Raw genomic sequence first — 15,260 nt, forward strand, 5'->3', positions numbered from 1 at the left:
CCAGCATCCGGATTCTTAAAACGTAATCAGATAAATAAACCGTAAATTGTAATCCATCAAATTATCATATAAGAAAGGGACCTGATTTCTGCCAAAATTTTTACATCGATTTGAGATTCACTTCAATCGTTTCCGTACTGTTGAACTTATCAATAAGCATCGACTTTCGGTTTACTTTTACTTCAAGTTTCTCAATATATTCAAGCACTTCTTTCTCATTAATAATACCCTCTTCAACAATACCGACGCCGGATACAGTTTTAATACGCTCACGATGATAGCCGAAAGCCGTATTATTCTGCAGATTATTGACGATATCCCTTTCCAGTTTCAATGATTCCAGCACTTCAGATGCTGTATATTCTGCGTCATCAATTGTAAGTACTCCCGTCGTATTCTTATGATGAACAGCTGCTTTAAGCGTGATAATATCGTGTTTCAGCTGTTCAATCTTTTTAAGGGAATCTTTCACATCCGCCGCCTTGCCCTCATTCACGATATTCTCGTTATTCACGGCAACCGGCACGCGGTATTCAGTATCAAATTTTGCGTATTCCTTATTAAGCTGAGTACGGAGATTGCTGACTGTAAAAATTGCTTCCTGCAAAGTAAATTCTGTCATAAGTGCCTCCCGATTTTTTTAATTTAACTCATATACTTCTTAAATACTTTACCCATTTCATTCAGGAAATATTTGCCTTCCTGATTGGACGGCCAGTTATCTGAGAACACTGAGAAAATCAGCTGCTTGCCGTTAAGCTGAATCATGCCGAATTCATGCTCGAGCGCTGTCACAGACCCTGTTTTCGACGCGATAAATTCCGCTTCATGGTCTTCATCAATATTAAAAAATCCGCCGACTCTGTCGTTAATCTGCTGTTTTTTCATGACTTCAAAGAAGGTCTGTCTGAGTTCTTCAGGGAGTACATCATTTTCTTTAATGACATACTGCATCGACGTGAACATATCAGCGGCAGATGTTGCGTTGCGTTTGCCTTCATTAATCCCTGTCGTGTCGTAGTAATTCCGTGCGAGTGTTGTATCGTGGAGACCAAGTGCCGTAAATCCTTCGTTGATCCGCTCGATGCCGATATTATCAATCAGCATGTTCGACGCAGTATTATCAGACACGATAATCGACAGGACAATTGTATCCCATAACGTCAGGCGTTTAACGCTCTGAAGCGTATGAAGTACGCCGCAGCCCCCGACCTTTTTTCCGACCGTAAGTGAAATATCTTCATAGTTATGAAAATGCTGCTGCAGATTAATTAAGCTGATCGGCACCTTTATCGTGCTGGAAGAAGGATATACCTGGTGTTCATTATGTACGTACACCTTATTATCAAACTGGATCTTGTAAGAAATATCTTTCGTTGGCTGGCTTTCAATCAATGCGTTGATTTCATCTATAAACATCTAGTCATCTCCTCTATTGCTGTTTAAATAAAGAGTATCACAACAGAGTCTCCGTTTGCACTTAGTCCATACGGGGAATAAAACAGTAATTACTAATTTACATGGAGGTTTGACATTATGGGGCAAATTGAATTGATTGCGAATGAACATCACTTAAAGGAAAGATTGCAGCATTACAGAGATTTAAAAGTACCCGAGAAAAAATTAACCGTGGTGTCGACACGTGGCTATGAGGATTTCCTCTTAGATTATCCGGGAGTGAACGAACGTATGACTGCCGGTAACACTCTGGAAGAACTACTTATACAGCTTGACGGCAGCCAGCGTCTCACGATGACGAATCAGGAACGTGAAAACTACTCAAACGCTCTGAATAATGGAGAACTTCTGTTATACATTGATGATGTATCTGAACTGGATACACCTGAAGGCGAAGAAACATTTGAACTTCGTGAAGAACGGCTTGCAGTAAGTAAAGAAAAAGTCCAAACAGGAGAAGTCGTCGTTGAGAAATATACGGATTCAAAAGTTGAAGAATTTGATGTCCCTGTGAATATGGATAACGTCACGGTAGAACGCCGTGCAGTTGAAGGCGAGCCTTTGTTTGAAACCTATAATAATACAGAAGACTCGGATGACGACCTCGGGATTATTCGAATTCCGGTAACAAAAGAACGTATCAGAGTAATTAAGGAACATGTGGTAACAGAAGAAATTGTGATTACAAAAGAAGTCGTTGAGAAGATGGAGCATGTATCAGGCACTGTGAAGCATGATGATATCAGAGTCAATGAAGTGAAGAATGAAGACGTTAAGGTCAGAGAAGTAAAGAATATAGATATTGATAAATAATAAAAATCCGGACCTCTTTGAGGACCGGATTTTTCTCTATTTCTTCTTATTATTCTTATTTGTATAGTTGGAAATAATCGGCTTAACGTAATTCATCACTTTTTCTCTTTTAACAGGATCTTTCATTGTTTCCTTAATTACTCTAATAATTAAGTTCTTCATATATTAACCTACAATCTTCTATTTAAATTTTCTTAATCTTATCATGAAGAGGCATTAAAATAAAAGATTACTTATTCAGGACGCTGATTCTGTACTTTTAAATTCAGCCCGAAGACGATAAATGAAATAATCACAATGATTAATATTACTATCCGGTATACGTCAAATGAAGGATCTATTCTCATAATCATGAATAATTCAAAGAAACCCCAGCCGACTATCACAGTAATGAATGCAGCCTTAAAAGATTTTGCCAGCATCTTCTCTTTCACTTCTTTACTGAGTTCTGTATCTTTGAAAAACTTTACACTATTAACTATCGCATAAATTAAAACAATAAGGAGCACTGCACCTATCGTAATCATATTGAGTAATCTCCTTTTACTAAGCCGACAGCGAGAATCGAACTCGCATTGCAGCCTTACCATGGCTGTGTTCTGCCATTAAACTATGTCGGCATATTTTTAGTACCAGCTATTACTATAGTATAATTCTCATGTTTTATCTACCCCTCTGCCCTCGTCAGGTGCGGTATAATAAATGTAACAAACCTTTAAAGAACGGAGGGCGGAATATGAAGAAGGCATTGGTTATCATTAATAAGACTGCCGGTATGGGCAAAAAAGCACAGCTGGAAAATACGTTAATCCGTAATTTGAAGTCTCAAGATTATGAACCGGTGATCAGATACACTGAAGCAGCAGGGTTTAAACATATCATTCAGGAACACGCACCGGATACTGACCTCATTGTTGCTGCGGGCGGTGACGGGACAATCAGTGAGCTTGTCAGTATACTCGGTAAAGAAAATATTAATATCCCCATTGCGGTAATACCTGCAGGTACAGTAAATGACTTTGCCAGAGCTAACAACATTCTGCTTAATCCCATTACGGCAGCAAAAGATCTTGATATATCTGTAACCAAAACAATAGACACCATTAAAATCAATAATACATATGCCGGTTACATGGTCGCCTTCGGCAACTTTATGGCATCATTTGCGAAAGTGAACAGCTCGGTGAAAAACAAAGTGGGACGCGGTGCCTACCTCATTAGAGGAATCAGGACGCTGATAAAATTAAACCCTTACCGGATACACATCAAAATAGATAAGCTGGAGATGGAAGTCGACTCTGTGTTTACACTTGTCTCTAAAATCTCATCAGTCGGCAGTTTAGAAAAACTGCTTCCTGAAGCGAAACCTTATGACGGTCTGCTTCATATATTAAATATCGAACCGATTAATATTAAAGAGATTGTGCAGCTGATTTATCTGGCATTTACGGGAAACATTACGAAACATCCTAAAGTAATGTATTTAACTGCAGAACAGGCAGAAGTCCGGACGGAAAATTTAAAAGAAATGAATATCGACGGGAATTTATACGACTATAAAGATGTGACGGTATCGGTTGTTAAAGATGGACTGACGCTTACAGATAATCAAAAAAATTAGAAGCCGGTCTTTAAAAGACCAGCTTCTATTTATTTCCTTACGACTTTCGCCAGTATTGTTCCGATTAAAAGTGCCCAGACCGGTGCACTGATATAAAATATAGAAATTCCCGACACAGAAATAATATAGGTGAAAATGACTGACATTGTGTATTTGGAATTCCCAAAGCTTGTTCTCATCGTTGAAGCAAATACGCCTAGTAAAACAAACCCTGCCAGCATCGCCATCAATGCTTCCGGCAATTCAAACATCAGCGGCACCAGTGCCCATGCAAATAGTCCGAAGATGAGCATAATAATACTTGATATGACTGAAGCAACGTAACGTTTATCAATCTCACCTGACTCTTCATCAGAAGCGATTGTCGTCATCATTCCTGCAACGTTGGCCGACTGTCCACCAAAGAAACTTGTAAATATCGACAGAATCCCGCTCACCGTTAAAATATTATTTGTCGGTGCATGATAACCGCTGCGTTCAAGCGCACCGACAGCTGGTGTCGCATCATTGCTTAAAATCATCAGTGCCAGCGGAATTGAAATTGAGACTGCCCCCGCCAGTGAAAACTCCGGCATATGCACAATCGGCATTACAACTTCCGTGCCAAGTGCGGACATATCAAATTCATGAAATACGAAGAAAACAATCACACTTGTGAGCACTGATCCAAGCATCGGCGGAATTCTTAAATCCCACTTTGTTAATATAAAGTAGACGGCAATTGCGGTAACGCCGACAATCGGCAGCTCTTGTGCTGCTGGAATTAATCCGACTACGTAACTCGTTATAATACCGGCGAGCATGGCGGAAATAATCTCCCTTGGAATCCAGCTCATGACCTTTTTAAATATACCGGAAATACCAAACAGCATAATTATAATGGCGGTAATTATAAAACCGCCGACGAGTTCTGAATATGTAAAGTGCGGAGTAACGGTGACTAAAAATGCGACGCCGGTAATAGAATGAGCCCCGACAATCGGCATGCGGTAATAGAATGCCATAAGCAGGCCGAATAAAGCACCAAAGAACTGCACGGCGTAAAACCAGGAGATTGTCTCTATGTGAGAAAACCCGCCCGCTGCCGCCGCTTCAATGACGATAATCGGCGCACCTACGATGCCAAGTGTCCCTGTTATAATACCGGCAGAGATATTCTGTGTGTTTAGATCATTTATAAATCCTCTATTATTATAAGTGTTGTTCATATGGATATCTCCGTTAGCTCAAATACGTAATACTCTGATAATACAATTAGTTATTCTCATATAAGCTTAAACTATTAAAGAAAATAGCTCCTGAAGTACTTTCCATACTACAGGAGGCTAACTTATAAGTAATTCCTTATTGTTTCAAACTTTTAAAGACAGAGTAATCACTACTAGATTTTCGTACAAAACTCTCTATTATTTTTTTCTCACTTTGATAAGACCAAAATACTTTTAAATTTTTTCTAGCTCTTGTTATCGCAGTGTAAAAAATATCATGTGTTATTCTCTCGTCCACTTCATCAGATATAATAATTTTAACCTCATTATACTCTAATCCCTGTGCCTTATGAATAGACACCGCATAACTAACTTGAAAAGGAACTGTGTGTTCATCTAACGTATTATCTTCATCAGTGTCTGTTAATCCATAAACTTTAAATCTAATTATAGAGTTCGTAGAATTATAGTTTTCTATCATAACTAAATCATACCCGTCTATTTCCATCTCATTAAAGACTTTATCTACTTCTATATCAAATATGATATCTTTTTCATCAATCTCAATGCCCCTAATAACTCCTTTTAAATTATTGAATATTAAAGGTGAAAATCTTTGACTCTCATTAAAAAGGATTGGATCCCCAACTTTATATATATTATAACCCCATTCTACTTGTGGAGTTGGGTTACTAGATTGTAAATAGCTATTAACATTATTTATTCCATATAGCCCATCATAGTTTAAACATAATATAATTTGATCCTGACTATAGTCAGCCGATAATCTCTGAAAGATATTAGAGTCTAATTTGATAGAATAACTATTTCTTGCCATCAATTCCGATACACCATGTTTCATATTCTCAACTGTTTCCCATAATGTTATTAGATTATCATTTTGAGTTCTATAAGGGATATTCAGCTGGTGAATAACATCTTTTCGTTTCTCAAAATACTTTTTACAAAAACTGAACCAATTACCGAATGTAATCGATTCTATTTGATGGACATCACCGACTAAAAGCAATAGTTTAAAATTACTTCTTGTTAATATTCTTTTCATATCTCTATTTGAAATGGTACTACACTCATCAATAATCAATAAATCTGTTTCAATTTTTTTTTGAGAATTTAAGTATTTTGTTGTAGTCATAAACATATTTTCTTCACTTGGTATTCTACGTCTAAGATTATCAATTGCGGGGTTAGTATTTGCTAAATATAACTTATCAATATTTGAATAAAATTCAGAAATGTGCTCGATAACAGTAGACTTCCCTGTACCCGCTGCTCCATATACGAAAGAAACTTTCGTATTTACAAACATATCTTTTACAATCTCTTCTTTATTCTTATCATCAATTACATAGGAAGATTTCTTCAACCAATCAACTACTGAATCTTTATAGTTTGTAACGCCTGACAACGATAATTTTTCAATTTCGTTCAATATCACTTCTGTACTTTCCTTATACTCTTGTATATAATAATGACCGTTTCTCATCTCGATTTCTCTTGATGGCCTATGCCCACTATACAGTCTTTCATTATATTCTCTTTGTAAATCACCTATAGCATCAAATGTCTCCAACTCTCGAGGTGAAGTAAATATTTGATTATACTTCTCTGTATTTGTTTTTATAGTACGTGCTAGAAGTTCATTCTCTCTGTGACTTATATCTATACATTTAAAGAGATCAACTAATTTCGGATTATGCCGTATTAAAGACGATGAGAAAGGAGAATTATCGAAAGGTATAGCTCCAAAACTCAACCTTAAATAACTTAGTAAATAACAGCCTTCAGAATAATACTGTTTTTTTATGACCTTATTATTCATAGTATAAAGTAAATATCGTAAAATATTAGAACCGTTACGATCGTTAAGGACTATCTCTCTACATTCATCTAGAACTTTACTAAAATTATAGGTTTTTCCATTGTTAGAAATGAAGTCTATAAATTTATTATAATCATCATCATCTCGCAATATTATATCAACTAAAGTTTTTCTACTCTGAGTGAGATAAGTCATTAAATTCCTATACTCTTTATGATTACGATTCATTTCAAGATTAACTCTAAAAATTTTAGAAAAATTGTTAATCTCACAAGGTCTAATAGAAACTTCCCATTTATCTATAATTTTTATAGGCATTGTCATTCCATTAATATCAATAAATTCATTTCTATACTGTAAATTTACTGCATAGTTATCTTCAATTTCTAGATCTGTAAATGCTATTTGTCGATCAAACTTACTATTATTATCTATTGCAACTGAAAAGGTAATCTCATAGTATATTTTATCTTTTAAGTAAAACGGCCTTGTTCGGTGGATATAAAACCTACCGTTCTTTAGAGAATTATTAGTCTTACTGTTAATTTTATTAACTATAGGAGAATAATAATCTGATAATAATGGATTTTGATGTATCGGAAAATCATTTAAGTTATGTAGAATATTTATATCGAATTTATTATACATATATTCTTTAGTTTTAATTAAGTACGCTAAATATTTAATCATTAGCCTCTCTGCATTATCTTTATCTATAGCATAATGTGACCTCGCCGTTTGTATAAATAAATGGAAATCAATGAGAAACTGCATTTCTTTATTTCCATTTCCTTTAAGGTAATTTACTGCTACATCTATGTTGTCATACGTAACTTCTAAATCTTTTTTTAACAAATCTGAATGAATTTTTAGAAGGCAATGTTCTATAAAATTACGTAATTCAGATAAAATATGTTGGGATGATGATCCTATATCTATAACCTTCGTATTTGAAATACTTTCGCAAATTGTGTCATTTGTTTTTAATATTTCTTCTGTAATTCTATCCATTAAATCTCCCCCTCTTAACTTTTTAATCAAAAATTTATCATATGTAAATTCATTAATTAAAGTATTTCAAGATTTATAAATAAAGAATATTCAGTCATTAATTATCTTAAAAAGATTCTCTAGAGATTTATTAAAACCCCTATAGAATCACGGTTTTTTTCTTCTAATTTTCGCTTTATATCCCTGTATTATTATTTTATGTAGCTCATCTTTCGCCGGAGAATTAAGAACAGATAATACTTTTTCCCTGTCCACCACCTCAAAAATTTTATGATCTTCTTCATTTCTCGCACTTCTAACTACTCCAGCTATACTATTTGTTAACGCATACTGCTTTACTATCCAGTTAAAAACATTATCTACTTTATAATTTTCTACTAGATAAATATAGTTTTTTATTCGATTCATTTCTTCTTTAGCATCGTTGTACTTCATGAATTTTTTCATTTATCGATCTCCAGATATACTTCTTAAAAATCACCTAGTCATAGTATCTTTAATGATTAAATCAATAATCTCTTTCATCTCACGATTATATTTATAATATTCAAAAACATCATTTATATCTATTGCATATGCATAAATATAACCATATTCTGTTTCAAGACCTTTTACTGATGTTTTCCCAATGTATTCGAATGAGTTTGATACAATTTTAGGAAATATAAAAATATTATACGTCTTCTTATAATATTTTTTTAAAGACAAATTATAGTACAGCTGTTTTACAATACTTGGCCAACCAGGAAACTTCTTGACCTGTCCAGAGTCAATAGAATAATATTTAGCATCAATAATCACCAATGAATCATCCTTAGTAATCAATATGTCAGGGATTTGCTTCGTGTAATTTTTTATCCCATTTATTTCCCAATATGGTTTCGGTACAAGTCCTTGTAATTCTTCTTCATGATTAAATAATTTCCTAAGCATTAATTCCCACACATTATAGAAGTATGGGGTCGCTAAAGTAAAGGCTAATTTTCCTGAATGTTTTAATTCTAAATAGTTTATTAGTTGTTTTAACAGACTAATTTTACGGTCAGTATAAACTGTATTTAATTTTTTATGCAGAATTATTATTTGTTGATCTATACTATATGGTAATTCAATTTCTTCATGAACCTGTTTTAGGTTATATAATAGTCCGATTTCTCGTATACAATTTTGTATAACTTTTTTATGGATAAGCCGTATAATATCGTTAATATTTTGCTCGTTCCTCTTAGTATACATATCTAGATAAAGTACTTCATCGTTAATGATATAGGGCATCTTTTGTCTCAAAGTTTTATTCCAGAGTACTCTACCCTTACCATTCGTTTCAATTTTTGTTTCCTCATTTTGATAGTATCCATTTTCTTGATAATCGTTAATTAACCAGGTAACAGTTTTAACATAATTTTGATTTTTTATCTGCTTACCGTTCCATTCAACTTCTTCATCTGTAAGTGGATTACTTAAATTATGGTTTAATAGTATCTCATAAAGTAACTTAATACTTTTAATTTCTTGATTTTTTGGCAGATTGTTTAGGTCATATCCTTTTGGCATAAATACATATAGAATATTATTAAAATTAATGAGTCCACATACTTTAATAATTATATTGCCATTACCTTTACTCTCAACATAACCTGCTTTTAAAAATGATTCTGGGATTTTTTCAGAAGAGAGAACTGATCCTTCTACAAAAACTTTAAATATTTTATCCATCCTGATTACACCCTTTATTCAGAGATTTCATCAACTTCTGAAATATCCACACTTTTTATTCTTGAAGTGATTCCAGGCACAAAACAAGCTAAGCCTTTTGCTTTAAATAAAGTAATTAACTTTGCGAAAGAGTTCGACTCTACGAAAACTTGCTCTCTATTATATCGAACAACATCATCCCATAAATACATAAGCAATTTCGAACTAACTGTATCGATATTCTGCATTTCATACTTTGTCAGAAATCGTTGTCCAATCAACTTATCCTCATCAATTTTAAGTATTTCAGATAAATGATTATTTAGTTCTTCTCCTAAAACCTGCCAAGGAATATCAAATCCGGCTACTTCCACATCGCTTAACTCGTTATTAGCAAAGTTTATTGGTAAATATTCAAATTCCCATCTTCTTTTGAATGCACTATCCAATACATACACACCCTGATCTGCACTGTTCATCGTAGCAATAATACTCATATTAGAAGGAATTCTAATTTTGGTTATATCATATCCTGTTTTTTCAAAAATATATTTACTAATATCTTTATTTAGAATTGGATATATACTTAATCCTTTATCATCTCTATCTAACAACTGGAACACATCTCCAAATACAGCTGCTGTATTAGCTCTATTTAACTCTTCAATTATTAGCCCGTGTTTTTTTTCGGGTGATTTGAGCGCAGATATTAATGTATCTACAAACGTGCCAGGCGCAAAATTGTAATTTATACTTCCCGTATCATCATTTTGAATTGGTCTAAGTCCACCTATAAAATCAAAATACGTTATTTCTGGGTGGAATGTAATTCTATTATAATCAGAGAATTTTTCATTTACTTTATATGATTTCCCTGTACCTGGTGCCCCATAAAATATTTTATTTATGCCACCCTCTATACATGAATCATAATCAAATGATATATCTTGATGATCACTTTCCTCAGTTTTATCTTTTTTTGATTCTTCACTCAAATTACTTTCTAGTATAAAACCATAATATAGTGATGCAGCATTGTTTTGATCTAACAATAATAATAAACTTGATAAAACTTCATCTTTATAACCCACATTCAAATCTTTAATCTCATTTTTAAAGATATTTTTTAGTATATCTTTGTTTTGATATTCTTTAAATAAATCTGGGTTCCTAAAGAAATCTACTTGTTCATCACTATCACTATTATATTTTCTATTGACAAACTTCAAATATTGAACAATATCATTTACGTTTGCTACATTATTATTTTTCAACCACTCTGTGAATCGCCGTTCATTATTCATAAGATTCCTCCTTAAAATATTCAAATATACTCATTTTAGAATACAGAGCCTCTTTAAAGAGTTGTCTATCATATCTCTTAGTAATAATATTTTCATACTTATGAATTTTTTTCTTAATGTCTTCAACATATTCATCACGAATTTTTATACTATCGGAAGTAACTTCCAAACTTTTAATTTGATTGAACAATCCAAAAATCCTAACTTCGCTTACTTTCCCTCTTATTTTCTTAACTTCTTCTAAATGATTAATTCTAGATTTAACTATGTACTCAATACATTGATATACATCATCATAGTTGTGCGTCGAATAAACGAATGCATAGAATTCATCTTTTGAAATTGCAAACCTTTCTGTATATTCATATGCTAAGAGTAATACTTTATATAAAACAAATAATGGGTGTAATAAGACTTCAGACTCCTCACGTTTTCTATTTACAAACATTTTTTCTACTTGTTGTTCAAAAATGTCATAATACATTTCAACCTTTTCAAAATTACCATCACATCTTTTTTGTATCTCAAAAAATGGATCAGCTATTTCTCGTTCGAGATTTTTGCTATACACACCCTTTACCAATCCAATATAAACTGCATTTGGTACTATCCTGCTCGTCGCAGTCAATTTATGGCTATCTATCCCTTTTTGGAGTGTTTCACTTTGCTGTTTATAAAATTGAACCAATCCCACTTTTTCACCAATTTTATTATACTCTTTAAATTTCTCCAAAATAAAAGCACTGTAACATAAATCAATTATGGACCATTCATGTTTTGGGGTATACCAAGTGATTTCTTTAAGATTTTCATGTTCTAATAAATAATCAATACGATTTTTAAAGTTCATAAAACATCACCTTTATCTTTGATATTTTAAAATGACATTAGCTATTGCCTCAGCCAATAATGGCGGGACAGCATTACCTATTTGTTTCCCAATCGAACTTTTATTTCCATAGAATACAAAGTCATCATCAAACGACTGTATTCTTGCTGCTTCTCTAGGAGTTAGCGATCTATTGAGCTCTGGATGTATAACTCTTCCAGCAGATGGTGTATCAAATCTTGTTGTTATTGTTGGTGAACTTTTATTCCACTCTAATCTACCGTAAGACCCACTGTGAACTGACTTAATACTCTCATGATCTTTTAAATTACGATAATTTTCTCCTTGCTTAATTTCAGCAATCCTAGCAATTGTTTTTTCAGCATGTAGTGGAGCAACATGGTTATAAAGGTTTTCTGTCTTTGTTCTTCTAGCTATTTGATATTTTTTCAGTGTTGGAGATTTATATTCGCTAATAAATTCTCCGTCACCACTTTCTAAATAATTAAGGTCGCTGATAGCGTCTGATACGGTGACATCGTCAGGAATTTTTCTTGCCTCTGTAAATTCTTTCAAGTCAGCTAATATATCAATTTTGTGTGTTTTCGATCCTAATATTATTAATCTCTTTCGTTTTTGTGGAACTCCCGCAATGGTAGAATCTATAATTTTTGTTTCAATATTGTATCCATGCCCACTAAACTCCGAGGCATCAGAAAAAATCTTAGTAATTTCATTTAGGATATCACCATTTTTTAAATTCACTAAACCTGGTACATTTTCAAAAACAAAAAATTCCGGTTCGAATATCTGTAGAAGTTTAAAATAATATTTAAATAAAAAGTTTCGTGGATCTTCAATGAACTCATTAGTTTTTCTAATCCTAGCTCCTGCCATACTAAATCCTTGACAAGGAGGCCCTCCAATAATGACATCTATACTAGACAATTTACTGCGTATCTCATCTCTTCGCTCTGGATCATCTATAAGAGCTAAATTCTCTTCTATACATTCTTTAAAATTATCTGCTAGATATTTTATATCTCTGTTGATCATCAATGTTTCAGGGTGGTTCTTTCTATAAGATTCTGCTATCATAGGATCGATTTCGTTAGCCAAAATGATATCATATCCGGCTTTTTTAAATCCTGAACTCAATCCACCTACTCCTGAAAACAAGTCTATAACATTCATTTCATGGCCTCCGACTATTGTAATTCTCTAGCTCATCATTCATTCTATAACTTAAATTATACTGTCTTAGGTACTCTAGCTCTCTAGTAGTCAAATCAAATAAACTTCCTAATAATAGATTAATCTCATCAATAATCTCTTTAGATTTTTTATGCTTAAATGAATAATCCGCTTGTTTAGTACCAATGAATTCTTTGTTTCTCTCTATATCATCCTCTAGTAATTTTGTATATTTGTTAATTTTAATCTCTGATAACTCAGTCAATTTATTGAAATCAAATTTAAAGTATTTCAATTCTTTATTTGTAATATGCCATCCGTCTGAGATGCTTTCCCAATAAAAATAAAATATATCTGAATTTAGTAACAAATAAAATAAATTTCTTACCTTAATATCTTCAAAAAACAGCTTTTTATATTCTGATGATTCATTAATCACTGGAAATGCCTTCATCCAGAAAGTCATTCTAGTACTCATAGACAATGGATGTTGTCCTTTTGGACTCGTCATACTTAGTATATTCGTTTCGTTAGAAGTAACTTTCTTCAGTATCTCTTCTTCTATTTGATTTCCATATTTAAAAATAAATTCTGAGGTCTCAAAAATATTTCTTCTATATTTTATATTTTTAAATAAATTATCTCTTTCTTTTTCATACCAATGTATATAACTTGTAGTGTATATTTTAGGCACAACAGTCTGATTTTTCTTAGCAATTACAATTGATAATTTTTGGTGTACTCCGTTAAATAATGTGCCAGGTCTATCCGCAAAATTAGCAATAAAAATTTCATTCATATTTTTATATAAATACTCTCTTACGTAGGACATCCTCAATGTAGACACTAAAGAAATAGGAACAATCAAGCCCAGCACTCCATCTTCAGTGAGTAAGCTAATTGATTTTTCTATCATAAAAGCATATAGATTACCACTTTTTTTTGTTTCATAATTTTCCAACTCATAATTTTGAATTTTTGAATACTCTACGTATGGTGGGTTTCCAACAATACAATCAAACCTATCTGATTTATCCGAGATGATACTAGACCAATTATTATAAGTTAAAGAATTTTGCTCATAAAAATTTAGTTTAGGAATTTCTTTTAATTCCATATTATATTTCTGAAGTATTTGAATGCTTTTCAATATCACTCTGAATCTTGCAATATCCAATGCATCGGGCATAATATCTATACCATGTATTATTTTTTCCATAATATACATTAGGGTAGAATGAATATCTAACGTTTTTTCTATCGCTTTACAACATAAAACATATACTTCTGTCAGATATTCAATAGTAGCAACTAAAAACGCTCCTGTTCCAACTGAAATATCTGCAACCTTAAACTCTTTCAGAACATCTAATAACTCATATACTTCATGTTTTTCAGCAGATATTAATACTTTTTCAAATAATACTTTCTTTTCATTTGATTCATTCATAGAATCAGTAAAATTGCTCATAAACTCCACTTTAATTTTATTTTCAGCATTCAACTTATTTAAAAGTGCCCATAAAATTGAAGAATCTAGGATATATTGAATAGTGTCTTCATCTGTATAGTATGCACCATTCTCTCTCTGGTTAACATACTTCTCAAAGACTCTTCCAATAATATCTGGAGTAAGAGAATTCTTTTCTTCTTTAAGTGACCAAGAATATTTGTGAACAATGTTTTGTATATAGCTTAAAAAAAGATTATAATCCATGTCTGGTTTTTCAAAAGATAATAGTTTATATAATCCATTATTGCTGCTAATTTCTTCATGTTCTAAAAATTGGTTAACAATCTCATAGTTAATAATTTTCGCTATTTCTTTTCTACTTAAATCACTATTAATATAGATATATTCATTTATTTTTTTATAGTCTCTATAAAATTGGTTGATACGTTTATTTGTAGACTCCAACGGTAAATACTCCTCTTGATTATGCTGCTCTCTTTTAACATTTCTCTAATTTTATGAAAGAGCACTTTTATTATTAAGTATATCAATTACAGCAACTAAAATTTGCCTCCAAATTAGTATACTTACGCAAATTTCCACTAATTCATTCTAGAGTCTTTTTAGTTGCTTTACAATTTAAATAAAATTAAAAAAATACTCTGAACACTTTGTTCAGAGTTTCATTCTATTTAATTCATCCAAATATACAAACCTGAATAGTGAACATATGTTCTACTCCTATAATACTTAGTATATATTTTTAGATTTAATTTGTCTAATTACCAAAATATAGTGTTTTCGATCAATCTGACCAGCACTAAACCTAGT

At 32.4% G+C, this 15,260-nt stretch carries 14 protein-coding genes and 1 tRNA gene; 2 read left to right on the top strand and 13 right to left on the bottom strand.

Annotated elements, in window-relative coordinates:
* Nucleotides 1-100: 100 nt before the first annotated feature.
* Nucleotides 101-622, bottom strand: coding sequence for a hypothetical protein (locus tag H625_RS0104625; protein WP_026858876.1), 522 nt, complete (start codon nt 620-622; stop codon nt 101-103).
* Nucleotides 623-645: 23 nt separating this feature from the next.
* Complete coding sequence (locus H625_RS0104630; protein ID WP_026858877.1) at nt 646-1,419, bottom strand: serine hydrolase; 774 nt, start codon at nt 1,417-1,419, stop codon at nt 646-648.
* A 117-nt stretch (nt 1,420-1,536) separates the two neighbouring features.
* Here H625_RS0104630 and H625_RS13200 point away from each other — a divergent pair, with 117 nt between their 5' ends.
* On the top strand, nt 1,537-2,271 hold the full coding sequence (locus tag H625_RS13200) for a YsnF/AvaK domain-containing protein (protein ID WP_051238972.1): 735 nt from the start codon (nt 1,537-1,539) through the stop codon (nt 2,269-2,271).
* Between the two features lie 36 nt (nt 2,272-2,307).
* Here H625_RS13200 and H625_RS13965 read toward each other — a convergent pair whose 3' ends face one another.
* The 3 genes from H625_RS13965 to H625_RS0104650 all read right to left on the bottom strand — a co-directional run bounded on the left by H625_RS13965 (nt 2,308) and on the right by H625_RS0104650 (nt 2,891).
* Entirely contained in the window at nt 2,308-2,433 is a 126-nt protein-coding gene (locus H625_RS13965; RefSeq protein ID WP_256440543.1) for a hypothetical protein, read from the bottom strand.
* A gap of 71 nt (nt 2,434-2,504) precedes the next feature.
* Nucleotides 2,505-2,798, bottom strand: coding sequence for a hypothetical protein (locus tag H625_RS0104645; protein WP_026858878.1), 294 nt, complete (start codon nt 2,796-2,798; stop codon nt 2,505-2,507).
* Between the two features lie 22 nt (nt 2,799-2,820).
* Nucleotides 2,821-2,891: transfer RNA gene (locus tag H625_RS0104650), tRNA-Thr, on the bottom strand.
* Between the two features lie 116 nt (nt 2,892-3,007).
* On the opposite strand from H625_RS0104650, the gene H625_RS0104655 reads away from it, so the two are divergent.
* A complete protein-coding gene (locus tag H625_RS0104655) occupies nt 3,008-3,892 on the top strand; it encodes a diacylglycerol/lipid kinase family protein (protein WP_026858879.1) in 885 nt (294 codons plus the stop codon).
* A gap of 29 nt (nt 3,893-3,921) precedes the next feature.
* On the opposite strand, the gene H625_RS0104660 is transcribed toward H625_RS0104655, so the two are convergent.
* From H625_RS0104660 to H625_RS0104695, 8 genes are all read right to left on the bottom strand, one after another.
* Entirely contained in the window at nt 3,922-5,100 is a 1,179-nt protein-coding gene (locus H625_RS0104660; protein ID WP_026858880.1) for a benzoate/H(+) symporter BenE family transporter, read from the bottom strand.
* A gap of 136 nt (nt 5,101-5,236) precedes the next feature.
* Entirely contained in the window at nt 5,237-7,954 is a 2,718-nt protein-coding gene (locus H625_RS0104665; protein ID WP_026858881.1) for an ATP-dependent DNA helicase, read from the bottom strand.
* 147 nt (nt 7,955-8,101) lie between these two features.
* Nucleotides 8,102-8,401 (bottom strand): hypothetical protein, encoded by a 300-nt coding sequence (locus H625_RS0104670; RefSeq protein ID WP_026858882.1) that lies wholly within the window; start codon nt 8,399-8,401, stop codon nt 8,102-8,104.
* Nucleotides 8,402-8,431: 30 nt separating this feature from the next.
* On the bottom strand, nt 8,432-9,670 hold the full coding sequence (locus H625_RS0104675; RefSeq protein ID WP_026858883.1) for an LlaJI family restriction endonuclease: 1,239 nt from the start codon (nt 9,668-9,670) through the stop codon (nt 8,432-8,434).
* Between the two features lie 14 nt (nt 9,671-9,684).
* Entirely contained in the window at nt 9,685-10,953 is a 1,269-nt protein-coding gene (locus tag H625_RS13205) for an AAA family ATPase (RefSeq protein ID WP_051238973.1), read from the bottom strand.
* Nucleotides 10,946-11,803: a hypothetical protein gene (locus tag H625_RS0104685; RefSeq protein ID WP_026858884.1), complete on the bottom strand. Its 858-nt coding sequence runs from the start codon at nt 11,801-11,803 to the stop codon at nt 10,946-10,948. Before H625_RS0104685 ends, H625_RS13205 begins: the two co-directional genes overlap by 8 nt.
* A gap of 12 nt (nt 11,804-11,815) precedes the next feature.
* Nucleotides 11,816-12,976, bottom strand: coding sequence for a DNA cytosine methyltransferase (locus tag H625_RS0104690; protein ID WP_026858885.1), 1,161 nt, complete (start codon nt 12,974-12,976; stop codon nt 11,816-11,818).
* Nucleotide 12,977: 1 nt separating this feature from the next.
* Nucleotides 12,978-14,894, bottom strand: coding sequence for an Eco57I restriction-modification methylase domain-containing protein (locus H625_RS0104695; RefSeq protein ID WP_026858886.1), 1,917 nt, complete (start codon nt 14,892-14,894; stop codon nt 12,978-12,980).
* Nucleotides 14,895-15,260: the final 366 nt, after the last annotated feature.

The organism is Jeotgalicoccus psychrophilus DSM 19085 (assembly GCF_000425845.1).
GTDB classification, from domain to species: Bacteria; Bacillota; Bacilli; order Staphylococcales; family Salinicoccaceae; genus Jeotgalicoccus; species Jeotgalicoccus psychrophilus.